Annotated in this window: 23 protein-coding genes; 2 read left to right on the forward strand and 21 right to left on the reverse strand. The window is 70.8% G+C overall.

The genetic code is table 11. The features are described 5' to 3' along the window. Positions 1–3: 3 nt before the first annotated feature. Positions 4–774, forward strand: coding sequence for a PP2C family protein-serine/threonine phosphatase (locus OCEPR_RS08320; protein ID WP_013458272.1), 771 nt, complete (start codon positions 4–6; stop codon positions 772–774). Further along, complete coding sequence (locus tag OCEPR_RS08325) at positions 771–2777, forward strand: protein kinase domain-containing protein (protein WP_013458273.1); 2007 nt, start codon at positions 771–773, stop codon at positions 2775–2777. Before OCEPR_RS08320 ends, OCEPR_RS08325 begins: the two co-directional genes overlap by 4 nt. Here the strand turns inward: OCEPR_RS08325 and OCEPR_RS08330 are convergent. From OCEPR_RS08330 to OCEPR_RS08430, 21 genes are all read right to left on the reverse strand, one after another. Beyond that, positions 2774–3922 carry a deoxyguanosinetriphosphate triphosphohydrolase gene (locus OCEPR_RS08330; RefSeq protein WP_013458274.1) on the reverse strand — a complete coding sequence of 383 codons (1149 nt, stop codon included), beginning with the start codon at positions 3920–3922 and terminating at the stop codon, positions 2774–2776. The genes OCEPR_RS08325 and OCEPR_RS08330 overlap by 4 nt on opposite strands. 58 nt (positions 3923–3980) lie before the next feature. Beyond that, the gene (locus OCEPR_RS08335; protein ID WP_013458275.1) at positions 3981–4343 is read right to left on the reverse strand and encodes a metal-sulfur cluster assembly factor; all 363 of its coding nucleotides are present in this window, start codon (positions 4341–4343) and stop codon (positions 3981–3983) included. A 57-nt stretch (positions 4344–4400) separates the two neighbouring features. Next, positions 4401–6443 carry a (Fe-S)-binding protein gene (locus tag OCEPR_RS08340; protein WP_013458276.1) on the reverse strand — a complete coding sequence of 681 codons (2043 nt, stop codon included), beginning with the start codon at positions 6441–6443 and terminating at the stop codon, positions 4401–4403. 69 nt (positions 6444–6512) lie between these two features. After that, positions 6513–6959 (reverse strand): divergent PAP2 family protein, encoded by a 447-nt coding sequence (locus tag OCEPR_RS08345; protein WP_013458277.1) that lies wholly within the window; start codon positions 6957–6959, stop codon positions 6513–6515. Beyond that, the gene (locus OCEPR_RS08350) at positions 6956–7777 is read right to left on the reverse strand and encodes a bifunctional 5,10-methylenetetrahydrofolate dehydrogenase/5,10-methenyltetrahydrofolate cyclohydrolase (RefSeq protein ID WP_041554128.1); all 822 of its coding nucleotides are present in this window, start codon (positions 7775–7777) and stop codon (positions 6956–6958) included. The genes OCEPR_RS08345 and OCEPR_RS08350 overlap by 4 nt, the downstream gene beginning before the upstream one ends. Before the next feature lie 24 nt (positions 7778–7801). Continuing rightward, a complete protein-coding gene (nusB, locus tag OCEPR_RS08355; RefSeq protein ID WP_013458279.1) occupies positions 7802–8230 on the reverse strand; it encodes a transcription antitermination factor NusB in 429 nt (142 codons plus the stop codon). After that, a complete protein-coding gene (locus OCEPR_RS08360) occupies positions 8220–8555 on the reverse strand; it encodes an Asp23/Gls24 family envelope stress response protein (protein WP_013458280.1) in 336 nt (111 codons plus the stop codon). Before OCEPR_RS08360 ends, nusB begins: the two co-directional genes overlap by 11 nt. Before the next feature lie 25 nt (positions 8556–8580). Next, complete coding sequence (gene accC / locus OCEPR_RS08365; protein WP_013458281.1) at positions 8581–9921, reverse strand: acetyl-CoA carboxylase biotin carboxylase subunit; 1341 nt, start codon at positions 9919–9921, stop codon at positions 8581–8583. Positions 9922–9928: 7 nt separating this feature from the next. After that, positions 9929–10435 (reverse strand): acetyl-CoA carboxylase biotin carboxyl carrier protein, encoded by a 507-nt coding sequence (gene accB / locus OCEPR_RS08370; RefSeq protein ID WP_013458282.1) that lies wholly within the window; start codon positions 10433–10435, stop codon positions 9929–9931. 10 nt (positions 10436–10445) lie between these two features. Beyond that, positions 10446–11003, reverse strand: a complete 558-nt coding sequence (efp, locus tag OCEPR_RS08375) for an elongation factor P (protein ID WP_013458283.1) — start codon at positions 11001–11003, stop codon at positions 10446–10448. Between the two features lie 24 nt (positions 11004–11027). Beyond that, the gene (locus OCEPR_RS08380) at positions 11028–11936 is read right to left on the reverse strand and encodes a hypothetical protein (protein ID WP_013458284.1); all 909 of its coding nucleotides are present in this window, start codon (positions 11934–11936) and stop codon (positions 11028–11030) included. 3 nt (positions 11937–11939) lie between these two features. Next, the gene (gene tkt / locus OCEPR_RS08385; RefSeq protein WP_013458285.1) at positions 11940–13931 is read right to left on the reverse strand and encodes a transketolase; all 1992 of its coding nucleotides are present in this window, start codon (positions 13929–13931) and stop codon (positions 11940–11942) included. Positions 13932–13956: 25 nt separating this feature from the next. Continuing rightward, positions 13957–16740 (reverse strand): DUF2325 domain-containing protein, encoded by a 2784-nt coding sequence (locus OCEPR_RS08390; RefSeq protein WP_041554130.1) that lies wholly within the window; start codon positions 16738–16740, stop codon positions 13957–13959. Between the two features lie 25 nt (positions 16741–16765). Continuing rightward, positions 16766–17671, reverse strand: a complete 906-nt coding sequence (locus tag OCEPR_RS08395; RefSeq protein ID WP_013458287.1) for a 2-hydroxyacid dehydrogenase — start codon at positions 17669–17671, stop codon at positions 16766–16768. After that, the gene (locus tag OCEPR_RS08400; protein WP_013458288.1) at positions 17649–18209 is read right to left on the reverse strand and encodes a GNAT family N-acetyltransferase; all 561 of its coding nucleotides are present in this window, start codon (positions 18207–18209) and stop codon (positions 17649–17651) included. Before OCEPR_RS08400 ends, OCEPR_RS08395 begins: the two co-directional genes overlap by 23 nt. Positions 18210–18264: 55 nt before the next feature. Then, positions 18265–19548: a Glu/Leu/Phe/Val family dehydrogenase gene (locus OCEPR_RS08405; RefSeq protein ID WP_013458289.1), complete on the reverse strand. Its 1284-nt coding sequence runs from the start codon at positions 19546–19548 to the stop codon at positions 18265–18267. Further along, positions 19545–20816, reverse strand: a complete 1272-nt coding sequence (locus tag OCEPR_RS08410; protein WP_013458290.1) for a Glu/Leu/Phe/Val family dehydrogenase — start codon at positions 20814–20816, stop codon at positions 19545–19547. The genes OCEPR_RS08405 and OCEPR_RS08410 overlap by 4 nt, the downstream gene beginning before the upstream one ends. A 33-nt stretch (positions 20817–20849) precedes the next feature. Then, entirely contained in the window at positions 20850–21809 is a 960-nt protein-coding gene (locus OCEPR_RS08415) for a polyprenyl synthetase family protein (protein ID WP_013458291.1), read from the reverse strand. A 29-nt stretch (positions 21810–21838) separates the two neighbouring features. Then, complete coding sequence (locus OCEPR_RS08420; protein ID WP_013458292.1) at positions 21839–22399, reverse strand: hypothetical protein; 561 nt, start codon at positions 22397–22399, stop codon at positions 21839–21841. Further along, positions 22396–23037: a redox-sensing transcriptional repressor Rex gene (locus OCEPR_RS08425; protein ID WP_013458293.1), complete on the reverse strand. Its 642-nt coding sequence runs from the start codon at positions 23035–23037 to the stop codon at positions 22396–22398. The genes OCEPR_RS08420 and OCEPR_RS08425 overlap by 4 nt, the downstream gene beginning before the upstream one ends. Next, positions 23037–23852, reverse strand: coding sequence for an SPOR domain-containing protein (locus OCEPR_RS08430; protein ID WP_013458294.1), 816 nt, complete (start codon positions 23850–23852; stop codon positions 23037–23039). The genes OCEPR_RS08425 and OCEPR_RS08430 overlap by 1 nt, the downstream gene beginning before the upstream one ends. Between the last annotated feature and the right edge of the window lie 13 nt (positions 23853–23865).

Below are 23865 nucleotides of genomic sequence, written 5' to 3' on the forward strand. Positions count from 1 at the left end.
CTTATGCACCTTACCGACCGTCTGGAAATCGCCACCGCTTCCAACATTGGCCGCGTCCGGCGCAACAACGAAGACTTCCACCGCGCCGCGGTCTACCCGACGCCCAAGGGCAACCTCCTGGTCGCCGGGGTGGCCGACGGCATGGGCGGCGCGGAGGCGGGCGAGATCGCCTCCAAGATCGCCATCGACAGCCTCAGCGAGGCCGTGCGCGCCTACGCCGACCACCTGGCGAGCCACCGGCCGGGGGTGCCGCTCGACCGGCTCGTGCTCAAGGCGTTCACCCTGGCGCAGCGGCGCATCCGCAACTACGCCGCACGCCACCCCGGCAGCCAGGGAATGGGCACCACGATGACCGCGCTCGTCGCCTTCGAGAACGCCCCCAAGGGCTTCATCGGCCACATCGGGGACTCGCGCGCCTACCGTTACCGCCACGGCGAGCTCAAGCTGCTCACCCAGGACCACTCCTGGGTGGCCCAGCAGGTGCGCATGGGCCGGATGACCGACTGGGAGGCGGAGGAGCACCCCTGGCGCAACATGCTCACCCAGGCCCTGGGCGTGGAGGACGCGGAATTCGAGATCACCCCGGTGGAGCTGGTGCGCGGCGACGTCTACGTCTTCACCACCGACGGGCTGTACAACCTGGTGCCGCCGGAGGAGTGGGTCGTCGACCTGGACCAAAAGGACCTCGAATCCGCGGTAGACTACTGGACAGCCCAAGCGGTGAAGCGCGGCGGTACGGACAACATCACCGTCGTGGCGGTGCGGATACGATGATCGAATACACGGTGGCCCTCTCGCTGTTCCTGTTGACGCTGGTGCTGGCGCTCCGGCTCAACACCTCGCTCATGGCGTTGCTGGGCGTGGGGGTGATCGGCGCGGAGGTGGCGCTGCTGGGCTACGCCGGGGGCGCGGTGGGGCCGGCGCTGGGGCTGGGGTCGCTCGGCCTCGTCGCCTATCCGGTGGCGCTCCGCCCGGCGCGTGCGCGCGGCCGCCGCAAGCGCCGTCCCCGGCGCGCGCGGGGCCCCAAGGCGCGCCGCAACCCGACGCTGCGGGAGACGACCGCCCCCGAGCTCGAGCGCCGCTACGAGATCCTCGACCGCATCGGCATCGGGGGCATGGCCTCGGTCTACAAGGCCCGCCGCAAGAGCGACGGGCGCATGGTGGCGCTCAAGATCCCCCAGGAAAAGTTCGTCAGCGACACCCGCTTCGTCAAGCGCTTCCACCGCGAGGCCGAGGTGCTGCAGAAGCTCAAGCACCCCAACATCGTGCGCGTCTACGACCACGGCGCCTTCGGCGACACCCACTACATCGCCATGGAGTTCCTCGACGGCGAGGAGCTGGACCGCCTCATCGAGAACCGCCGGCTCACCGTACCCGCGGCCATCAACATCATGCGCCACGTCGCCGACGCGCTGCGCCACATCCACGCCCAGGGGATCATCCACCGCGACATCAAGCCCGGCAACATCATGATCCTGCGCAGCGCCATCGACGAGGAGGGGCGCGTCGACCCCAAGGGCGTGCGCCTCATGGACTTCGGCATCGCCGCGGGCAAGGTGCTCACCCGGTTGACGATCACCGGCGCGCGCATCGGGACCCCGGTCTACATGAGCCCCGAGCAGGCCAAGGGGCAGCGCATCGACCACCGCTCCGACATCTACAGCCTGGGAATCGTCTTCTACGAGAGCCTTACCGGGCAGGCGCCCTTCCAGGGCGGCTACGAGTCGGTGATCCACCAACAGATCTACGAGCTGCCCACGCCCCCCAAGCAGCTGAACCCCGAGATCCCCGCCCCGATCAACGACCTGATCATGCGCATGCTGGCCAAGGAGGCCGACAAGCGCCCCACCCTCGAGGAGGTCATCGAGACCCTCAAGGGCAAGTTCAAGGACACCCAGGAGCTCTCGCGCCCCTTCTACCTGGCCGTGGCCGCCGAGGCCAAGCGCGGTTCGATCCGCCTGCTTGAGCCCGACGGCACCCCGCTGAAGCTGTTCTCGGGCGTGGGCACCGCCCCCGGCATGTTCGCCTCGCCGCCGCTCGACCTGACCGTGGACCGCGAGGGGCACGTCTGGATCACCGTCTTCGAGTACGGCTCGGGGCAGAGCCGCATGGTCCACCGCTTCAGCCCCGAGGGCAAGCTCGTCGCCTCGATCGGCCCCTACGGCGTCAAACCCGGCGAGTTCCTCTACCCCGCCTCGGTGACGGCCTCGGAGCTGGGCGAGCTGCTCGTCCTCGACAGCGAGAACCACGTCATCCAGCGCTTCAACCTCGAGGGCACCCCGCTGGGGCGCTTCGGGGGCAAGGGGGCGGGCAAGGGCCAGTTCAACACCCCGCGCAAGATCGTGGCCAGCCGCCACTTCCTCTACGTGCTCGACTACGGCAACCGCCAGGTGCAGCGCTTCTCGCTGGAGGGCCGCTACCTTTCGCGCTACGCCTTCCGCAAGAGCAAGGGCTCGGACGAGCTGCGCGTGCTCTCGGGCCTCGGCATCGACGAGGCCGACCACCTCTACATCTTCGACGCCGACGCCCAGAAGATCCGCAAGCTCGACCCCGAGGGCAAGGTCATCCAGAGCCTGGCCCTGCCGGCGATGCAAAACGAAGACCCGCTCAGCTTGGTGGACGTCGTCGTCGACAGCCTGGGCATCCTCTACGCGGCCCGCAGGGGCTCGGACCGCATCCATCGCTTCTCGGCCGACGGGGAGCCGCTCGAGCCGATCGAGGTCTACGCGCCGGTGCGCGGCCTGGCGCTTTGGAAGAACCCCAACCCCGGCGGCTAGCGGCCGTAGGGGTCGAAGATGCGCGCGTACTCGTCGAGGGCGTACCGGTCGGTCATCCCCGCCATGTAGTCGCAGACGGCGCGGAACAGCCCTTCCTCCTCGGCGGCGGTCTGCACCCCGGGCGGCAGCATCTCGGGCATCTGGGTGTAGGCCTCGAAGAGCCGTTCGAGGACGTGCTTGGCCTTGGCCACCTGGCGCACGATGTGGAAGTGCCGGTAGAGGTTGGCGTAAAGGAAGGCGCGCAGCTCGGCCATCTGCGCCCCCAGCCGCTCCGAGTAGCGGGCCAGCGGCACGGGGAAACGCCGCACGTCGTCGAGGCTCTCGATGCCCTCGGCCCCGATCACGGCGTCGGTGGCCGCGACCACGTCGGTGATCATCAGGCCCAGCAGCTCGCGGATGAAGACCCGGCGGTCGAACTCGGAGAGGCGGCCCAGGTCGAGCTCCAGCTCGGCGGCGAGCTCGCGCAGCACCTCGACCTCGGCGAGCTGCTCTGGGCGAAGCAGCCCCGACCGCAGACCGTCGTCGAGGTCGTGGGCGTTGTAGGCGATCTCGTCGGCCAGGTTGACGATCTGCGCCTCCAGCGTGGGGCGCAGCTGCGGCTCGTAGTCCTCGGCCGAGGGAAGGTCGTAGACGGTCTCGTGCTTGACGATGCCCTCGCGCACCTCCCAGGTGAGGTTGAGCCCGCGGAAACCGGGGTAGCGGCGCTCGAGCCAGGTGACGATGCGCAGCGACTGCTTGTTGTGGTCGAACCCCCCGTGGGCCTCCATCAGCTCGGCCAGCACCCGCTCCCCGGCGTGGCCGAAGGGGGGGTGCCCCAGGTCGTGGGCCATGGCCACGACCTCGGCCAGGTCCTCGTTCAACCCCAGCGCCCGCGCCAGACTGCGCGCGACCTGGGCGACCTCTAGGGTGTGGGTCAGCCGGGTGCGGTAGTAGTCGCCCTCGTAGTTGACGAAGACCTGGGTCTTGTACTCCAGCCGCCGGAACGCGGTGGTGTGGAGCACCCGGTCCCGGTCCTTCTGGAAGGGCGTGCGGTAGGCCGACTCGGGCTCGGGGTGCGCGCGACCGCGGGTTCGGGAGGCCCGCATCGCGTAGGGCGCCAGCACGCGGTCCTCGAGCTCGGTGAGCCGCTCTCGGGTGTAACGCATGGCTTCAGTCTAACGAAAAGGCCGGCGCCGCGGCGCCGGCCCTCTTCTTCGCGGGTTCCTAGACGTTGAAGCCGAACATGCGCATCTGCTTCTTTCCCTCTTCGCTCATCTTCGCAGGCGTCCAGGGCGGGCTCCAGACGAAGTCGACGTTCACCCCTTTGACCCCGGGCACCCGCATCACCGCGAGCTCGGCGTCGGCCTTGATCATGTCCTGCACCGGGCAGCCGATCGCGGTCAGCGTCATGTCGATGTCGACAATGCCGTTCGGCTTGACGTCGACGTTGTAGATCAGGCCCAAGTCCACGACGTTGATCGGGATCTCGGGGTCCTTGACCACCTTGAGGGCCTCGAGGATCTGCTCTTTGGTGGGCAGCTCGGCGTTTTCGGGAGCCGCGGCGGGGCTCTGGGTCTCCTCGCTCATGGGTCCAGTATACCCGAGTGGGGTACTCAAGTATAGCCCTCGGGGACGGGCGTGCGGCTAACCCAACGCCGGGCGGCTGCTGCCCAGGTAGGCCCGCTTCTTGCGCAGCTCCTCGGCAACCAGTTCGGCGAGGTCGCGCACCTCCGGCCCGCCCTCGGTCCCCGCCGCCTCGGTCTCGAACATCTGGGTACAGAAGGGGCAGGCGGTGGCGATCACCTCGGCCCCGGTGCCCACGAGCTCGCGGTAGCGGTTCTCGGGGATGCGCTCCGCGCCCGGGGCCTCCTCCTTCCAGAACATCGCGCCGCCGGCCCCGCAGCAGAAGGCGTTCTCGCGGTTGCGGCCCGGGTCTTCGACCACGAAGCCGAGCGCACCCACGACGTCGCGCGGGGCTTCGTACTGGCCGTTGTGGCGGCCCAGGTAGCAGGGGTCGTGGAAGGTCGCCTTGGCGCCGGCGTCGAAGGGTTTGACGTCGAGCCGCCCCTCGGCGAGGAGCTGCTCGATGAAGGCGCTGTGGTGGACCACCTCGTACTCCCCGCCGAACTGCGGGTATTCGTTGCCGATGGTGTGCATGCAGTGGGGGCAGGTGGTCACGATCTTCTTCGGCGCCACCTCGTTCAGGGTGGCCACGTTCTCGGTGGCCAGCTGGAAGAAGAGGTACTCGTTGCCCGCGCGCCGCGCCGAGTCGCCGGTGCACTTCTCCCGCGTGCCCAGCACCGCCCAGTCCACGCCGGCGGCGTTGAGGATCTCGGCCATGCTGCGCGCGATCTTCTGGGCCCGCGGGTCGTAACTGGCGGCGCAACCCACCCAGTAGAGCACCTCGGGGTGCGGGTTCTCGGCGGTGGTGGGGACCTTGAAGTCGAGCCCCTCGGCCCAGTCCAGGCGCTTTTCCTGGCTGATGCCCCAGGGGTTGCCGGCCCGTTCCATCCCGCGGAAGGCGTTTTGCAGCTCGGCGGGGAAGTCGCCCTCCATCAGCACCCGCTCGCGGCGGATGTCGACGAGGTGCAGCATCTGCTCGTTGCCCACCGGGCAGACCTCGACGCAGGCCATGCAGGTGGTGCACGACCAAAGCGCGTCGGCGTCGAGCGCGAACTCGAGCAGCGGGCGCGGGCTCGCCTCACCGGCGGCAAAGGCCGGCAGGATGTCGTTGAACTCGTAGCGCTCGTTGATGATCAGGGCCGCGGGGTTGAGCGCCTTACCGGTGACGTTGGCCGGGCAGACGTCGGCGCAGCGGTTGCACATGATGCAGGCGTAGGGGTCGATCAGCCGCGGCCAGCTGAAGTCCTCGAGCCGGGCCGCCCCGAACGACTCGGCCGTCTCGTCCTCGAAGTCGATGGGGTCGAGGACCCCCGGCTTCTCTGCGCGGAAGGTGAGTTTGAAGGCCGAGACCATCAGGTGGATGTGCTTGGAGCGGGGGAAGTATGGGATGAAGGCGAGGATCGAGCCGATCGCGCCCCACCAGAAGACGTGCTCGAGCACGACCAGGCCGCCCTCGCCCATGCCGGCCAGCGCCCCCGCCAACGCCGAGGCGACGGGCTGGTAGGGGTCGGCGCCCTCGAGCGCCAGCTGCGCGGCCTTGGAGAGCAACCGCGAGCCCACGTGGAAGGTGATGAAGGCCCCGACGATCGCCGAGTCGCGGGGAATGCCGGCGGCCACCTTCTCGTGCAGCTTGACGCGGGGGTTGAAGGTAAACTCGGGCGGCTTCAGCACGAAGCGGCGGATCATCAGGCCGACGATGCCCACCAGGATGGCGGCGGTCAGCAGGTCGGCGAGGAGGTTGTAGGGGTTCCACCAGCCCCCGACCGCGTGCAGACCGAAGAGGCCCTCAAGCACGTCGACCAGGTTGACGGCCAGGTAGTAGATGAAGCCGTAGAAGACGAGGGCGTGCAGCGCCGAGACCAGCGGCCGGCGCTTGAAGACGGTCCGCTGGGTGACGAAGAGCCAGAGCGCGTGGCCGATCCGTTCGGGCAGGCGGTCGAGGCGGCCGGGCGCCGGCTTGCCGCGCGCGACCGCCTTGTAGATGCGCCAGAACCCGATTCCGCCGAAGTAGCCCGAAGCCAGCAACGCCAGGACGAACAGCAGTTTTTCCAACGGCGACAACATAGCGACCCCCTCGTCTTATACTCGGTTCAATATTAACAGACCCCGTTGGGACAAGTTTACCGCGCCGCGCTAGCGGACGACGTAGAGCCAGGCTACGACCACGCCGAGGATCGCGCCCATCAACACCTCGAGGTAGGTGTGCCCCAACAACTCCTTCAGCGGTTTGGGCTTGAAGCCCTCGTGCAGCACCGCCCGCAGCTCCTCGACCAGGTCGTTGAGCAGCTCGGCCTGCTGGCCGGCCGCCCGCCGGATCCCGGTGGCGTCGTACATCACGATCAGCGCGAAGACCAGGGCGACCGCGAAGGCGACGCTGTCGAGCCCCGCGACGAAGCCCACCCCGGTCGCGAGCGCCGTCACCATCGCCGAGTGGCTGCTGGGCATGCCCCCCGACTCGAGCAGGCGCTCCCACGACCAGCGGCGCTCGAAGAGGTAGTGGATCACCAGCTTGAGGCCCTGGGCCACGAGGTTGGCGATCAACGCGGCCCACAGCACCTCGTTGGCCAGGAGCGCCTTCATCCCCGGCGCCACCTCGCCGCCTGCACCGTGTTCGCGAGCAGCATGGCCACGGTCATCGGCCCCACTCCCCCGGGCACCGGGGTGTAGGCCGAGCTCTTCGCCCAGGCCTCGGGGTCGACGTCGCCCACCAGCCGGTCGCCCACGCGGTTGACGCCCACGTCCACCAGCACCGCGCCCTCGCGGACCATCTCCGGCGTGATCGTGCCGGGCCGCCCCACCGCGGCCACCAGCACCTCGGCGCGGCGGGTCACCGCCGCCAGGTCGCGGGTGCGCGAGTGCGCGACCGTGACCGTGGCGTTGCGCCCCAGCAACAGCGCCGCCAGCGGCTTGCCGACGATGTTGCTGCGCCCCACCACGACCGCCTCCTTGCCCTCGAGCCCGATCCCGTAGTGGTCGAGGATGCGCAAGATCCCCGAGGGGGTGCAGGGGCGCAGCGCGCGCCCGCCGGACCAGAGCCGCCCCACGTTGAAGGGGTGGAAGCCGTCCACGTCCTTGGCGGGGTCGATGGCCTCCAGCACGGCCTGGGCGTCCACGTGCGCCGGCAGCGGCAGCTGCACCAGGATGCCGTCCACGTCGGCGTCGGCGTTGAGCCGGGCGATCAGCTCGAGCAGCTCCTCCTGGGCGGTGCCCTCGGGCAGGGCGATCACCTGGCTGTCGAGGCCCAGCTCCCGGGCCCGCTTGTCCTTGAGCCGGGTGTAGGAGACCGAGGCCGGGTCCTCGCCCAGCCGCACGACCCGCAGCGCCGGCGTGTAGGCGAGGCCCGCCAGCACCTCACGCAGCTCCGCGTATACGGATTTCGCAACCTCGTGACCGCTCATCCGTGTGGGCACGTCGTTCTCCTCTCAGTCCTTCTTGGGCGCGGCGGTGAGCTCCCCCGCGTCGATGCGCCGCTTGAGCCGCGCGAGCACCCCGTTGACGAACTTTCCGGAGTCTTCCCCGCCGTACTTGCCCGCGATCTTGACGGCCACCTCGATCAGCGGCGCGAAGGGGGTGTCCTCGTAGAGCATCTCGTAGGTGGCCAGCCGCAGCACCGCCAGGTCGGTCTTGGACATCTGTCCGAAGTCCCAGCCCTCGACGGTCTCGGCCAGGATGCGGTCCACCTCGGCGGCGCGGCGGGCGAAGCCTTCCACGAGGCGGCGCGCGAAGGCCCGCCCCTCCTCGTCGAGCTCCTCCCCCTCGAGCGCGTGCCGCCAGGCCTCCTCCAGCGGCACGTCGCCCTGGAGATGTTCGAACAGCACCTTGAAGGCCAGCTCGCGCGCCCTACGCCGCATGCTCCCCCTCGGCGGTCACGTCGGCGAAGACCACGTCCACGGCCTCCACCTTGAGCCCGGTCGTGGCCGTGAGGACGTCGTAGACGGTGCGCTGCACCTGCTCGGCCAGCTCCCGCAGGGGCTCGCCGTAGCGGGCCACCAGCTGCAACTCCACGCGGATGCGTCCCTCCTCCCGGGAGATGCGCACCGGACGGCCCCGGCGGCCCGAGAGCACGTCGCCCACGCTGCGGCCGCCGCCGCTGGCGAGGCGCGCGCCTTCGAGCCCCTCGAGGCTCAGGGTGATGATGCCGATGATCGCCGCGTCGCTGAGCTCGTACTCCACCATGGCTCCACCTTACCGCATCGCCCGCTCACTCCGACATGCGGCGCGCGATGAAGTTGGTGTAGATCGCGCCGCGGCGGAAGAAGGCGTTGTCGAGCACCTTCTTGTGGAAGGGGACGGTCGTCTTGAGGCCCGGGCCGTCCACGACGGTCTCGGCGAGGGCCCGCTTCATGCGCCGGATGGCCTCCTCGCGGTCGGCGCCCCAGACGATCACCTTGCCGATGAGCGAGTCGTACTGGCTGGGGATGGCGTAGCCGGTGTAGACGTGGGAGTCGATGCGCACGCCGTTGCCACCGGGCCAGAGCAGGGTCTCGATCTTGCCGATCGAGGGCCGGAAGTTGCGATCGGGGTCCTCGGCGTTGATCCGCACCTCGATGGCGTGGCCGCGGGCCTCGATCTCTTCCTGGCGCAGGCGCAGCCCCTCGCCGGCGGCGATGCGGAACTGCTCGGCCACCAGGTCGACCCCGGTGATCATCTCGGTGACCGGGTGCTCGACCTGGATGCGGGTGTTCATCTCGATGAAGTAGTAATGGCCCTCGCGGTCGACCAGAAACTCGAGCGTCCCCGCGGAGGTGTAGCCGATGTGCTCGGCCAGCTTGACCGCGGCCGAGACCAGGCCCTCGCGCACCTCGTCGGGGAGGATCGAGGGGGCCTCTTCGAGCAGCTTCTGGTGCCGCCTTTGGATCGAGCAGTCGCGCTCCCACAGGTGCACCACCCGCTCGCCGTCGCCCAGCACCTGAACCTCGACGTGTTTGGGCTCTTCGACGTACTTCTCCAGGTAGATCTCGGGGTTGCCGAAGGCGGCGCGGGCCTCCTCCTGCGCCTGCAGCACCGCGTTCTCGAGGTCTTCGGGGTTGTGCACCACGCGCATGCCGCGGCCGCCGCCGCCGGCCGACGCCTTGAGAATGACGGGGTAGCCGATCTCGGAGGCGGCCGCGAGGGCCTCCTCCACGCTCTCAAGCGCGTCGGTGCCCGGCACGATCGGCACCCCCGCCTCGCGGGCGATGCGGCGCGCCGTGGCCTTGTCGCCGAGCATGCGCATGTTCTCGGGCGTGGGCCCGATGAAGGTGATGCCGTGCTCGGCGGTCATCTCCGCGAACTGGGCGTTCTCGGCGAGGAAGCCGTAGCCGGGGTGGATGGCGTCGGCGCCGCTGATGATGGCGGCCGAGAGGATGTTGGGGATGTTGAGGTAGCTCTGCTGGGGGCTGGCCGGCCCGATGCAGATGGCCTCGTCGGCTAGCAGCACCGGCAGGCTGTCCGCGTCGGCCTTGGAGTGCACCACCACGGTGCGCACGCCCAGCTCCCGGGCGGCGCGCAGGATGCGCAGGGCGATCTCGCCGCGGTTGGCGATGAGGACTTTCTTGAACATACGCCCCCTAGGCCGGCTCGACGAGGAAGAGCGGCTGGCCGTACTCGACGGGTTCGCCGTCTTCGACCAGGATCTTGCGGACCACGCCGGAGACCTCGGACTCGATCTCGTTGAAGAGCTTCATCGCCTCGATGATGCAGACGACCTGCCCTTTTTCGATGCGGTCGCCCACGTTCACGAAGGGTTCGGCGTCGGGGGCGGGTTTGCGGTAGAAGGTGCCCACGATGGGCGCGGTGATCTCGACGCAGCCGGGGCATTCGCCCGCCTCGGGCGCGGCCTCCGCCGCCGGCTCGCCCGCGGCCGCGGGCGCGGGCGCCTCGGCCGCCGGGGGGGGCGCCGCCGGAGCCGGAGCGGCCGGAGCGGCCGCCGGGGCCGGCGCCGGAGCGGGCGCGGGGGGCGGCGCGGGCACGCTGCGCCGCACCGACAGCTTGAAGTCGGGGGTCTCGAGCGTCAGTTCGTCGGTTTCGGTGGCCACCATCGCCTGCAGGATGGCCTTGATCTCCTTGGCGTTCACGTGCGCCTCCCTAGGCCCGGCCGGCGTACTCGCCGGTGCGGGTGTCGATCTTGATGACCTCGCCGGCCTCGATGAAGAGCGGGACGTTGACCACCGCTCCGGTCTCGAGGGTGGCGGGCTTGGAACCGCCCGAGGCGGTGTCGCCCTTGATGCCGGGCGGGGCCTCGGTGACCTCGAGCTCGACGACGGTGGGCGGCGTGACCTTGATCACCCGGCCGTCGTAGACGTCGGCGATCAGGGTGATGCCTTCCTTGAGGAACTTCCCGGCCTCGCCCGCGGCCGCCTTGGGGACGTGGTACTGCTCGTAGGTCTCGAGGTCCATGAGCACCAGATCGTCGCCCTCGGGGTAGAGGTACTGCATCTCCCGCGCCTCGACGAAGATGTCCTTCAGCTTCTCGCCGGAGTTGAAGGTGCGCTCGACGGTGGCGCCGGTCTCGAGGTTCTTGAACTTGGCCACCACCTTGGCGCCGCCGCGGCCGATCTTCTGGTGCTGATAGTCGACGCACTCCCACAGGGCGCCGTCCATCTCCACCTTGGTGCCGGGTCTCAGGTCGGTTACGCTGATCATGCAGGTGAGCCTCCAATCCGCATTTTATTCGCTTCCGGTGAAGCGGGTGACGTTGGGCCCCAGGCCCAGGCGATCGATGTACTCGAGGTAGTCGCGCTCGTCGAGCGGGTACTTGCCGGCAAGGGCCACGATCACGCCCTCCATGACGTTGGTGCCGAAGCTGCGGCCGCCCAGGCGGGGGGTGGTGGTGATCAGCATCGCCGCGCCGCGTGCGCGCAGCATCTCCACGTCCTCTTCGGTCGTGGTGTTGGTGAGCACGACCTTGCCCGCGATGGACGGGGGCATGAAGCGCTTGATGTAGAGGAAGTCGCCGGCGATCACGTCGGCCCAGTCGTAGTACTTGCCGCGCCAGTCCTGGATCTGCTTCTCCTGCTTCTCGCCCGTGGGGTAGAGCATCTTGAAGGGCAGCTGGGTGAAGACGGGCAGCAGGATGCGGGCGAGGATGCGCAGCCCCCGGAGGGTGCGGATGGGCACGGGCACGCCCAGGCCGAAGATCAGGTCGCCGAAGACCATCTCCGCGCCGTGCTCCCACAGCGCCTCGGCCATGCCGAAGCGGTCGACCGCGGAGGTCATGACCACCTTGCGCTCCTTCCAGGAGAGCTCGGCGTCGAGGTCGTGCACCACCTTGCGCTCGAGGGTGTGCTTGAGCCCCGAACCGTCGACGACCGGCGTTTGCTTCGCGGCGCGCGCCAGTTTCAGGGCGTCGCGGATGGTGTAGCGGCGGCCCGCGGCGTAGAGGTAGAGGTCGATGCCGCCAAGCCCGATCGCGGCCACCTCGGGGTCGGCATCGAGCTGCTGGATGAGCTGGATGGCCTTCTCGAAGCTGCCGTCGGTGCCGATGCGCTCGATGGAAAAGCGCCGGCCCAGGAACTCGGCCTCGGTCTTGGAGTCGCGCTTCGACGACCCGATGGATACACTGACGACCCTTTTCATAGGCTACCTTTCCAGCAGGGCCTTCATCCGCTCGGCCACGTGCTCCGCGGTGAAGCCCAGTTCGCGGTAGACGACCTCGCCGGGGGCGCTGGCCCCGAAGCGGTCGAGGCCGATCACCTCGTCGGCGTAGCGCTCCCAGCCCAGCGTGGCCCCGGCCTCGACGGCGAGCGCCGGCAGCTCGGGCGGCAGCACCGCGCGCCGGTAGGCGGCGTCCTGGGCCTCGAAGGCCTCGAAACAGGGCAGGCTGACGACGCGGACGGGCAGCCCCTCGGCCGCCAACCGCTCCTGCGCGGCGAGCGCCAGGGCCACCTCGCTGCCGGTGGCGACGAGGACGCCGCGCGGCGGATCCGAGGGTTCGCTGAGGACGTACCCCCCCTTCAGGGCCTCCTCGGCCGGGGCGTAGCGCCCGCGGTCGAGCACCGGCAGCCCCTGGCGGGTGAGGATCAGCGCGGTGGGGCCGGAGGTGCGCTCGAGCGCCATCCTCCAGGCCACGGCGGTCTCGGCGGCGTCGGCGGGGCGGATCACCCACAGGTTTGGCAGCGCCCGCAGGCTCATCAGGTGCTCGACGGGCTGGTGGGTGGGGCCGTCCTCGCCGATGGCGATCGAGTCGTGGGTCCAGACGTAGACGACGGGGGTGCCCATCAGCGCCGCCAGGCGCACCGCCCCGCGCATGTAGTCGGAGAAGACCAGGAAGGTGCCGCCGTAGGGGCGGAAGCCCCCGTGCAGCGCCAGCCCGTTCAGGATCGCCCCCATCGCGTGCTCGCGCACGCCGTAGTGGATGTAGCGGCCCGTCGGGTTCTCGGGCGAGAAGTCGGCCATGTCGGGGGCCTTGGTGTTGTTCGAGGGCGTCAGGTCGGCCGAACCGCCGAGCAGCTCGGGCAGGTGAGGCGAGAGCGCGGCCAGCACCTGGCCGCTGGCCTTGCGGGTGGCCACCTTGGCGTCCGCCTCGAAGCGCGGCAGGCGCTCGCGCCAGCCCGCGGGCAGCGCCCCCTGGACGACCCTGCGGGTGAACTCCTCGCCCAGCTCGGGGAACTCCCAGCTGTAGGCCTCGAAACGCTGTTCCCAGGCCTCCTGGGCCGCGAGCCCCTTGTCCAGGGCGCGGCGGTAATGGGCGTAGACCTCCTCGGGGATCTCGAAGGGGCCGTAGGGCCAGCCCAGCTTCTCACGGGCGGCCGCCAGCGCCTCCTCACCCAGCGGCGCTCCGTGGGCGTCCGGAGTGTCCTGCTTGGGGCTGCCGAAGCCGATGTGGGTGCGCACGGCGATCAGCGTCGGGGCGGCGGTGTGGGCCCGGGCGACCTCGATGGCCGCGCGGATCTCGCCGGTGTCGTTGCCGTCCTCGACGATCAGGGTCTGCCAGCCGTAGGCCTTGTAACGCGCCAGCACGTCCTCGCTGAAGGCCAGCGAAGTGGAACCGTCGATGGAGATGCGGTTGTCGTCCCAGAGGACGATCAGCTTCCCCAGCTTCCAGTGCCCCGCGAGGCTCGAGGCCTCGGAGGCGACGCCCTCCATCAGGTCGCCGTCGGAGGCGATCACGTAGGTGTGGTGGTCGACGATCTGGAAACGCTCGCGGTTGAACTCGGCCGCGAGCTTGAACTCGGCGAGGGCCAGCCCCACGGCGGTGCTGATCCCCTGCCCCAGGGGCCCGGTCGTCACCTCGACGCCCGGGGTGTGGCCGTACTCGGGGTGGCCCGGCGTCTTCGAACCCCACTGGCGGAAGCGCTTCAGCTCCTCGAGCGGCAGGTCGTAGCCGCTGAGGTGCAAGAGCGCGTAGAGCAGCATCGAGCCGTGGCCCGCCGAGAGCACGAAGCGGTCGCGGTCGGGCCAGCGCGGGTCGGCGGGGTTGTGCTTGAGGAAGTCGTGCCAGAGCACGTAGGCCATCGGCGCCGCGCCCATGGGCATGCCCGGGTGGCCCGACTTCGCCGCCTCCACCGCGTCGGCGGCCAGGAACCTTAGCGCGTTGATCGCAAGCTTTTCGATGGGGGTTTCTTGCGTCATCGCCGCCTATCATACCAGCCGGAGCCTAGCCGATCGCCTTCTTGATGATCTCGGGGGCGAACTCCGCGAGGGCGCGCACCAGCCCGGTCACCCCGCGGGCGCGGCCGGGGGTGATGTAGACCGGCACGCCCCGGGCCAGCGCCTCGGCCCGGACCGGCTCGGAGAGGTCGTGCCCCACGTAGGAACTGACGATGATCACCCCGTGGGCGCGGCTCAGCCGGCTCTGGATGCGGCGCAGGCTCTCGCGCGCCGCGGTGGTGGAGTCGGAGTCGAACCAGTCGACCCTGAGGCCCAGCTCTTCGAGCCGCGGCTTGAGGCGGCTGCGCAGCTGGGTGTGGCCGCCGAGGACGATCAGGTACTCCCCCGAAAAGCGCGGCAGGTCCGCGGTCATCACGCTCTTGGGGGTCTGCCCCGCGAGCGCGTCGGGGGCGCCTTCGAGCTCGGCGAGCTTGGCCGAGGTCGCCTTCAGCTCGGCGAGGTAGAGCTCGAGCTCGGGGTCGTGGGGGTTGAGGAAGAGGAGGTTGCGCAGCACCTCGCGCGCCAGCTCCAGGTCCTTCTCCTGGTAGTAGGCGGCCTCAAGGGCGCGCTTCCAGACGGCCTGCGCCTCGGTGAAGCGCCCGAGGCGTTCGTACTGTTCGGCCAGGTCGAAGAGGAGGCCGAGCACGTGGGGCCGGCGCTCGACCTCGGCTTCGAGCACCGCCAGCGCCTCCTGCGCGCGCCCCTGCTGGTTGAGCGCCCCCACGTAGGCGGTCAAGGCGCGCTCCGCTTCCTCCTCGGCGGCGAAGGGGCGCGAGAGCCGGTAGGCCTGTTCCAGCGCCTCGGGTCCGGCGCCGGGCGTGCGCGCGAGCGCGTCCCACAGGACCCGGAAGGCCTCCCACGCGCCCTCCAGGGCCTCGATCAGGCGCACCAGGTCGCCGGTGCGCGCCCGCGGCAGCTCGGCCAGGCCGGTCTCGCGCAGGGCGCCCAGGAACTCGCGCGCCAGCACCTCCTCCCCCGCCTCGGCGGCCCGCTCCGCGAGCTCGAGCAGGCGGCCCGGCGGGTAAGGGTGGAAGGCGTGGGCCCGTTTGTGCGCCCCCAGCACCTGGGGCAGCGGGGCCTCGAGGCGCTCGAGCACTTCGGCCAGCAGCCGGTAGGCGGCCCCCACCGGAGCCCCGCGCGCGGCCCGCGCCGCCTGCTCCAGGAGCCGGCGCGCCTCCTCGTACCGCCCCTGTTCGTAGCGCAACCGCCCCAGCGCCATCAGCGCCAGCGGTTCCTCGCTGCGCGCCACCGCGTCGGTCAGGTAGGGCTCGACGGCCTCCAGGTCGGCCTGCTCGATCGTCTCGACCTCGTCCACGTCGCGGATGCGCAGGTGCGCGAGCGCCAGCCCCACCGCGCCGCTGACCTCGCCCAGGTCGTAGAGGCGGCGGGCGTAACGCTCCGCGCGCGCCCAGAGCCGCTGCCCCAGCGCCGCGTGCAGGCCCAGGTAGAGCAGCTCGCGGGTGAGGAAGTCGCGCGAGAGGTCCTCGGCGAACTCCACCCGGCGGCTCACCTCGGCCAGCCGCCCCGCGCGCAGGTCGCGGAACAGCTTCTCCGAGAAACGCTCGAGCACCGCCTCGAGCTCGGGGGGACGCTCGCTCTCGAGCCGGGCGAAGGCGCGCAGCGCGTCGGCTTCCCGGCCCGCCTGGGCGTACGCCCGGGCGAGGAGCCGCAGCCGCTCGGGGTCGCGCGCCGCCCGGCGTTCGAGCCGCTCCAGCGCCTCGGCTCCGCGGCCCAGCTCGACCAGCGCCCGCGCCCGCAGGTCGCGGGCCTCCTCGCCGGCGGCCTGGACCAGCGCCGCCTCGGCCTCGCGCCAGCGCCCCAGCGCCGCCAGCGCCCGGCCGCGCAGCTCCGCGGCCTCGTCGCCCTCCACGCCCTCGAGCAGCTCCAGCGCTGCCCGCGCGTCGCCGGCGGCCAGCGCCGCCCGCGCCCGCGCACCGCGGTCCGCCGGCGGCTCCTCCGCGGGGGCGTCCGGCGCGGGGCGGCGCGCGCCCAGGGACCGCGCGTCGCGCAGCGTCGCTCCGCGGCGGGCGCCGATCAGCACGTAGTCGCCGGAACCGTGCCGCTCCACCTCCTCGAAGCCCATCGCCTCCAGCAGGCGCTCGAAGGCGGCGGGGTGCTTGCCCAGGAAGGGGCCGTGGCCGTAGAGGACCCGGCCGCCGGGCGCGAGCACCCGCCCCAGCCGCTCGAGGCGCTCGCAGAGCTCGAAGGCGCGGTAGAACGCGGCGTCGTCTTCGAACTCGGGGGGCAGGTCGGTGCGCAGGTAGCCCTCGGGGAGGACCGAGAGCAGCAGCACCGCGTCGTAGGGTTCCGCGGGCTCGAACGTCTCCCACCAGTCCGTGTGCCAGCGGACCTCGAGCCCCAGCTCCCGGCCCACCCCCTCGCCGCGGCGCACGGCCTCGGGCAGGGGCTCGAGGGCGTGCCACTCCAGCTCGGGGCGCTGCAGCGCCAGCGCGTGCACGAGCGCTCCGGTGTAGGCCCCCACCTCGAGAACGCGGCCGCCCGCGGGCAGCAGTTCGGGCACCACGCGCGCGTAGAACTGCAGGAAGGGGTAGTGCAGGGCGTAGACCAGGGCCTCGAGCCGGTGCGGTCCCGGCTCGAGCGTCCGCCCGTAAAATCTTCGCACCGCCTCGCGGCCGGGCTCGCCGAGGTAGGCCTGCCAGGCGGCGAGGACCGGCTTGCGCTTCTTCGGGGTGCCGATGCGCTTGGCCAGCTCGCTTTCGAAACGGCCCGGAGCCACCAGCCCGGAAACCTGGTACCGCTCGCGCAGGAAGCGCTTGAGATCGAAGTCCATGGCGTACGCCCCCATTCTACGCCGCTCAGTAGCCTTCGCGGACCACGTTGAACAGCGGCGCGCCGCGCAGGTAGCGCGCCACCTGCGCCCGCACCAGGGCGAAGCCGCGCGCCCGCAGCCGCGGCGAGCTGCCGGCCAGGTGCGGGGTGATCCAGACCCCGGGCGCGCGCCAGAGCGGGTGGTCCTGGGGCAGGGGTTCGGGATCGGTCACGTCGAGCGCGGCGCGCACGCGGCCGGCGCGCAGCGCCTCCAAGAGCGCGCCCGTGTCCACCAGGGCGCCGCGGCCGGCGTTGACGAGCAGGGCGCCGGGCTTCATCCGCTCCAGGAAGGCGGCGTCCACCAGCCCCCGGGTCGCCGGGGTGAGCGGCAGCAGCAGCACCACGGCGTCGGCGTGCGGCAGCAGCTCCGGCATCGCCTCCAGGGTGCGCACCCCGGCGCGCGGCCGGCGGGCGAGGCGCAGGACGCGCACCCCGAAGGGCGCGAGCCGCGCCTCGACCGCCCGGCCGATGGAGCCGTAGCCGAGGATCAGCACGGTCTGCCCCCAGAGCTCGCCCGGCCGGAAGCCGCCGTCCCACGCGGCCGCCCCTTGACGTTCCACCAGCTCGGGCACGCGTTTGGTGGCCACGAGCAACGCGGTCAGCACCCACTCGCTCACGGCCACGTCGTGGACGCCGCGGGCGTCGGCGAGCGTCACCCCTTCGGGCACGAAGGGCAGCACCCAGTCCACCCCCGCCGAGATCGTCTGCACCACGCGCAGGTTGGGCATCCGCTCCAGGGCCTCGGCCATCGGCCGGCGGGTGGGCACCACGAACTCGGCGGCCAGGACCTCCGGGCCCGGCGCCCCTTCCAGGGGAAAGCGCACGACCTCCACGCCGCCGGGAAGCCCGCTCAGGTAGTCCGGCCGCACGTCATCCGCCACCGCAAGGCGCACGCCACTCCTCCTTTCGCACTTCCATCAGGGTGTCCTGCTTCCCCCCGGGCAACGCCTCCACGCCCACCTCGCGGAAACCCGCCGCGGCGAAGGCGCGCCGCGCCCGCAGGTTGTGGCTGAAGGTGCGCAGCTTGACGCGCTCGAGCCCCAGGGTGCCGAAGGCGTAGTCGAGCAGCGCCCGCACCGCCTCGCGGCCGTACCCCTGCCCCCAGCGGTCCTTGCGGCCCAGGATGATGCCCAGGGTGGCCTCGCGCCCCTTCATCTCGTAGAGCTCGAGGGTGCCCAGCCAGTCGCCGTGCTCGTCGAGGACGACGAAGCCCAGGCGGTCGCCGCGCTTGATCTCCCCCTGCACCACCCGCTTGAAGAGCCACAGCGGCATCCGCAGCGGGCGGTTGCCGTTCCACTCCGCGATCTCGGGATCGCGGAAGCTCTCCCAGAACCCGCGCCATTCCTCGGCCGTGAGGCCGTAAGCGAAGGGCTTGAGGGTGACCCGACCGCAGTGCGGCCAGTCGGGCGCGGCGGCGAGCGGGCGTGCCATACTTCAAGCCTAGCCCATCCCCGCGGGAACGGGCCAAGGCCTGGGCCGGACGGGCTCAGGGGTAGAGGCCGCGCAGCGCCCGCGCCTCGAGGATGCGCGTCGCCGCCACGATGTAGGCGGCCGTGCGCAGGAGCACCTTGCGGTCCTGCGCCACCTGCCAGACGGCCTCGAAGGCCTCGCGCAGGACGCGCTCGAGGTTCTGGTTGATCTCCTCCTCGGTCCAGAAGTAGGAGTTGAAGTCCTGCACCCACTCGAAGTAGGAGACCGTCACGCCGCCGGCGTTGGCGAGGACGTCGGGAACGACGACGACGCCGCGCTCGGCGAGGATGTCGTCGGCCGCCGGCGTCGTGGGGCCGTTCGCGCCCTCGACGACGATCTTGGTTTGCACCTTGTGGGCATTCTGCTCGGTAATGACGCGCTCCAGCGCCGCCGGGACCAGGAACTCGCAGGGCACCGCGAAGAGCTCGGCGGCGGGCAGCGGCTCGGCCTTCGGGTAGCCGCGCACCCCGCGCGTCTCCGACTCCGCCACGTAACGGATCAGGTCATAGGGGTCGATGCCCTCCTCGTTGTAGATCGCCCCGGTCACGTCGGCGATGGCCACGATCTTGGCGCCGTGGTCGTAGAAGGCGCGCGCCGCGGCGTTGCCCACGTTACCGAAGCCCTGGATCACCACGCGGCTGCCCTCGATGGGCAGGCCGATCTTCTCGGCCGCCGCGGCGGCGGTGAAGAAGACCCCGTTGCCGGTCGCGTCCTGCCGGCCCAGCGAGCCGCCGATGGCGATCGGCTTGCCGGTGACCACGCCGGGGGTGGTCGAGCCCACGTTCATCGAGTAGGTGTCCATCATCCAGGCCATCTCGCGCTGGCCGGTGCCCACGTCGGGCGCGGGGATGTCCTTCTTGGGGCCGATGAGGATGCCGATCTCGGAGGTGAAGCGGCGGGTGACGCGCTCGAGCTCCGAGGGGGAGAGCTGCCGCGGGTCGAGGCGGATCCCGCCCTTGCCGCCGCCGTAGGGCAGCCCCACGGCCGCGTTCTTGATGCTCATCCAGGCCGCCAGCGCCATCACCTCGGAAAGCGTCACGTCCTGGTGGTAGCGCACGCCCCCCTTGGCGGGCCCGCGCGAAGTGTTGTGCTGGACCCGGTAGCCTTCGAAGTGAACCACGGTGCCGTCGTCGAGGTGGATGGGCACGTCGACGATCAGGATCCGCTTGGGCCGCTTCAGGGTGTCGACCCAGTACTTCAGCTTGCCCAGGTAGGGGGTGACGCGCTCGACCTGTTCCAGGTAGATCCCCCAGGGGCCTTGGTCGCCGGACGGCAGGTAGGACAACGGTTCGCTCTTCATGGATACACCCCCCGCATGTGCGTGGAGAAGTTGATCTGATCCACCGCAATGGCGTAGGAGGCCAGCCGCAGATCGATCGCGTGGGCCTCCGCGTACGTGCACACCTCTTCCAGCGTCTGGGCCACGCGGCGCTGCATCGCCGACCAGACGCGGTCCTCCGACCAGTTGAACATCGAGAAGTTCTGCACCCACTCGAGGTAGTCCATCGTCAGGCCCCCGCCGCCGGCGATCACGTCGGGCACGACCGGAACCCCGCGGCGTCGCAGCTGCGCGTCGGCGTCGGCGGTCACCGCCCCGACGGCGGATTCGACAATCACCCGGGCCCGGACCTGATCCACGTTGCCCTCGTTGATCAACCCTTCCAGGGCCGCCAGGATCAGGAAGTCGGCGTCCAGGCCCACCAGGGCGTCGCGGCCGATGGTGTGGGCCCCGGAAAAGCCCTCGACCCGCCCCGTCTCCTTGAAGTGCGCCAGCAGCGCCTTGTAGTCGAGGCCGTCGGGGTTGTAGACCGCCCCCCACTCGTCGGAAACCGCGATCACCTTCGCCCCCGCCTCGGAAAAGAGCCGCGCCACCGCGCGGCCCACCTTGCCGTAGCCCTGCACGGCCACGGTGCTGCCGGCGAGGTCCTGCTCCTGAAAGCGGGTGAAGGCCTCGACGGCGTAGAGAACGCCGCGCCCCACGGCCTCGCCGCGCTTGGAAACGCCCCCGAGCTGCGGGGGCTTTCCGGTGACGACGCCGGGCTCGGTGAAGCCCCGGTTGGTGGAGAAGGTGTCCATCATCCAGGCCATCTCGCGCTCGCCCGTTCCCAGGTCAGGGCCCAGGATGTCCTTGTCGGGGCCGATCACGTCCACCAGCTCGGCGGCGTAGCGGCGGGTGAGCCGCTCGACCTCGCCGATCGAGAGCTTGCGCGGGTTCACCGAAACGCCGCCCGCGGCGCCGCCGTAGGGCAGGCGGAAGACGGCCGACTGGATCGTGGCGATGGCCGCGAGCCCCACCGACTGCCCCAGGGAGACGCGGGGGTGGTAGCGCACGCCCCCGCGCGCCGGCCCCAGGGCGATGTTGTGGACGACCCGGTAGCCGCTGAAGAAACTGACCGTGCCGTCGTCGAGCTGGACGGGCACGGTCAGGGCCACCGTTCTTCGGGGGTGGGTCAGGTACTCCACGGTGGCCGGGTGGGCGTTCACGTGCGCCAAGGTGCGTTCGAGCTGAGCCAGAAAATCGTGCCATAGCCCCGGCTCACCGGGAGGTTTGTAGGCGCTCTTGAGCATGGGTACCTCCTTGGTCCGCCACGATGCTTAGGTCTACTGCAACCGCTCCAGTTCCGCAAGGGCCAAACCTTCCAACGCGGACTTCGCCTCGGAGCCGGGCAGCACCTCCAGCGCCGCGAGGGCGCGGCGGATGCGTTCGCCGATCACCTCGACGACGCGTTCGGCGACGCCGGTCCGCACCGCCAGCTCCCGCAGGAAGGCGACGTCGTCGGGCTCGCGCCCGCGCCGCAGCAGCACCTTCCCGACGCGTTCGGGTTCGGCGTCGAGCAGCCAGAGCGTGATCAGCGTGACCTTGCCCTCGCGCACGTCGCCGCCGACGGGCTTTCCGAGGCGTTCGGAGGCCCCCATGAGGTCGAGGTAGTCGTCGCGCATCTGGAAGGCCATGCCGTACTCGCGCCCGTAGGTGACCAGCGCCATGCGCAGAGTCTCGGGCGCCCGCCCCAGGAGGGCCGCGCCCTCGGTGGCCGCGCGCATCAGCGCCGCGGTCTTGCTCTCGATGATGCGGTAGTACTGCGCTTCCGAGTACTCCTGATAGGCCGCGGCCTGGAACTGCAGCACCTCGCCCTCGGCGAGCTGACGCGCCGCCTCGGCGAAGAGGTGCACGAGCTCGATGCGGCCGGTCTCGGCCAGCAGGAAGAGGACCCGGCTGAGCAGGTAGTCGCCGGAGAGGACGGAGACGGCGTTGCCGTACTTGCGGAAGGCGGCCTCACGGCCGCGGCGGGTCTCGGCGTCGTCGACGAGGTCGTCGTGGAGCAGCGTCGCCGAGTGCAGCAGTTCGACGGCCAGCGCCAGCTCCATCTCGTGGGGCACGCCGCCCAGGGCGCGGCTGGCCAGCAACGCGAGCCGGGGGCGGATGCGCTTGCCCCCGGCTGCGATCAGGTCGTCTTCGATCAGCTGGATGAACTCGACGTCGGAACGAAGCAGGGCGCGCAACCTTCGCTCGAAGGCTTCGCCCGGTTCGGGCAGGGCGGACAACGACGGCTCTACGCTCACCGAGTCGAGTATACCCGCAAAGCGCCGGGCTACTGCGCCTCAAGCGGGAAGAGGATCTTGATGTCCTGCTCCCACTGGACCGCCCTTCCACCCGAGGTGCGCGCGTAAAAGACGACGCGCGCGTGCCAGTCGAGGTGGTTGGCGTTGTTCAGGAACGCCTGGTACATCATCGCGGCGATCTTGCCGTCGAGGCTGAACTCGAAGGGCTCCGACAGGGCCCAGCCGTACTCCCAGTCCGCGCTGCTCTTGGTGCACTGCTGGGTGCCGCCGTCGCTGGCGGGACAGACGATGCCGGGAGGGATAGGTACCGAAACGTTGGCCGTGTAGGTCGAGTCGCCGGGGTCGATCTCCTGACCGGCGCCGTCGAGGTAGTGCACCTCCACGCGCTCGAGCACGCCTTCGGGCGCGCCCGGGCTGACCAGCACCTGGGCCAGGTTGCCGACCACCGTCAGCTCGCCGTTCTGTACGGCGAAACCCCAGGCGTCGGGGGTCAGGTTCACCTTATAGTACGGTTTAAACCCCACGTCCAGCCCGCACGAGGTCAGCGCCCCGGCCGCGAGCAATACCCCTAAGATCAGCCACTTCTTCATCCCATCATCTCCTCTCGCCACCTTGGGTTCAGCATAAAGAAACCTAAACGGGAAAGTCCAGCCATAAAGTCTACGTTTTCGACGGCCACCTCTTCGGGCAGGCTCAGCACCACCGGCGCGAAGTTGAGCAGCCCCCGCACCCCGGCCCGGACCAACCGCTCGGCCACGCCCTGGGCCTGCCCCTCGGGCACGGCCAGCAGGGCGACGTCGACGTGCTCGTCCCGCACCGTGGCCTCGAGCTCCTCCATCGGCCGCACGGTCACCGGCCCCACCCTGCGGCCGAGAATCCCGGGGTCGACGTCGAACCCCGCGACCAGCTCGTAACCCTCCGCGAGTCCGGGGTAGTCGGCGAGCGCCTGCCCCAGACGGCCCATGCCCACGATGATCAAGCGCCACTTGCGCCCCAGCCCCAGGATCTGGCGCAGCTCGCGCCGCAAGACCGGGACGGTGTAGCCGACGCCGCGGGTGCCGTAGCTGCCGAAGTAGGCCAGGTCCTTGCGCACCTGAAACGCGGTGACGCCGGTGGCGCGGGCCAGCTCCTCGCTCGAGGTGCGCACCGCGCCGGCCTCCTCCATGCGCTCCAGGGCCCGCAGGTAGCGCACCAGCCTGGTGATCGTCGCGTCCGGAATCTTGGCCACTAGCGCACCTCGACGACTTCGAAACCGGCCTCGACGAGCCGGCGCTTGAGCGCCGCGAGCTGCTCGGGGGCGACGGGACCGACCCAGACCTTGATCCAGGGCTTGCGGTATTGCAGCACCACCGGGCCGATCCCCTGGTCGCGCAGCGCGCGGACCGTGGCCTCGGCCGAGGCCAGCTGCTTGAAGGCCCCCACCTGCAGGTAGGTCTGGGTGGGTTCGGGGCTGTCGCCGCGGTAGATCTGCGGCTCGTAGTCGGCCAGCCGCTCGGCCGCCTGCACCGCGTCGCCGCGGCGCGTGAAGGGGCCGACGGCCACGCGGGTGACGCGCCCTACGGGCTCGAGGCGGACGGCGTAGCCCTGGGCCTCCAGCTTCTGGGCCAGCGCCAACGCGTTGAGCGGGTTGCCGAAGGCCCCCACCGAAACCCGGAAGATGCCCGTCTCCGGCCCCGCCGGGGCGGCGGGGGGCGGAGCGGTCTCCGTGCGGCCGGCGGGTGCCGCGGAACCGGCCGCGGGCGTCGCGGCCGCAGGTTCGGCCGGCGGCGCGCCGGCGGGCTCTTCCGGGGCGGCCTCGGGCGCTTCAGGCAGCAGCGGCACCACGGTGACCGGCTCCTCGGCCGCCGGGGCCTCGGCGTCCACACCCGGTGCCGTCGTTTCGCCCTGCGCGGGCGCGGCGATGGGAACCGGGGCCGTCACCCCGGAGGGGGCCTTGGTCTTGAAGGGGTTCACGCCGGTGAGGAAGAGCACGATCCCGACGACCGTAACCGCAAACACCGCGAAGATAAGCGCGTCAATCCAGTTTTCTCGTAACCAGCGCATAGGTTCTCCTTGA

The sequence above is a fragment of the Oceanithermus profundus DSM 14977 genome (genome assembly GCF_000183745.1).
Taxonomy (GTDB): domain Bacteria; phylum Deinococcota; class Deinococci; order Deinococcales; family Marinithermaceae; genus Oceanithermus; species Oceanithermus profundus.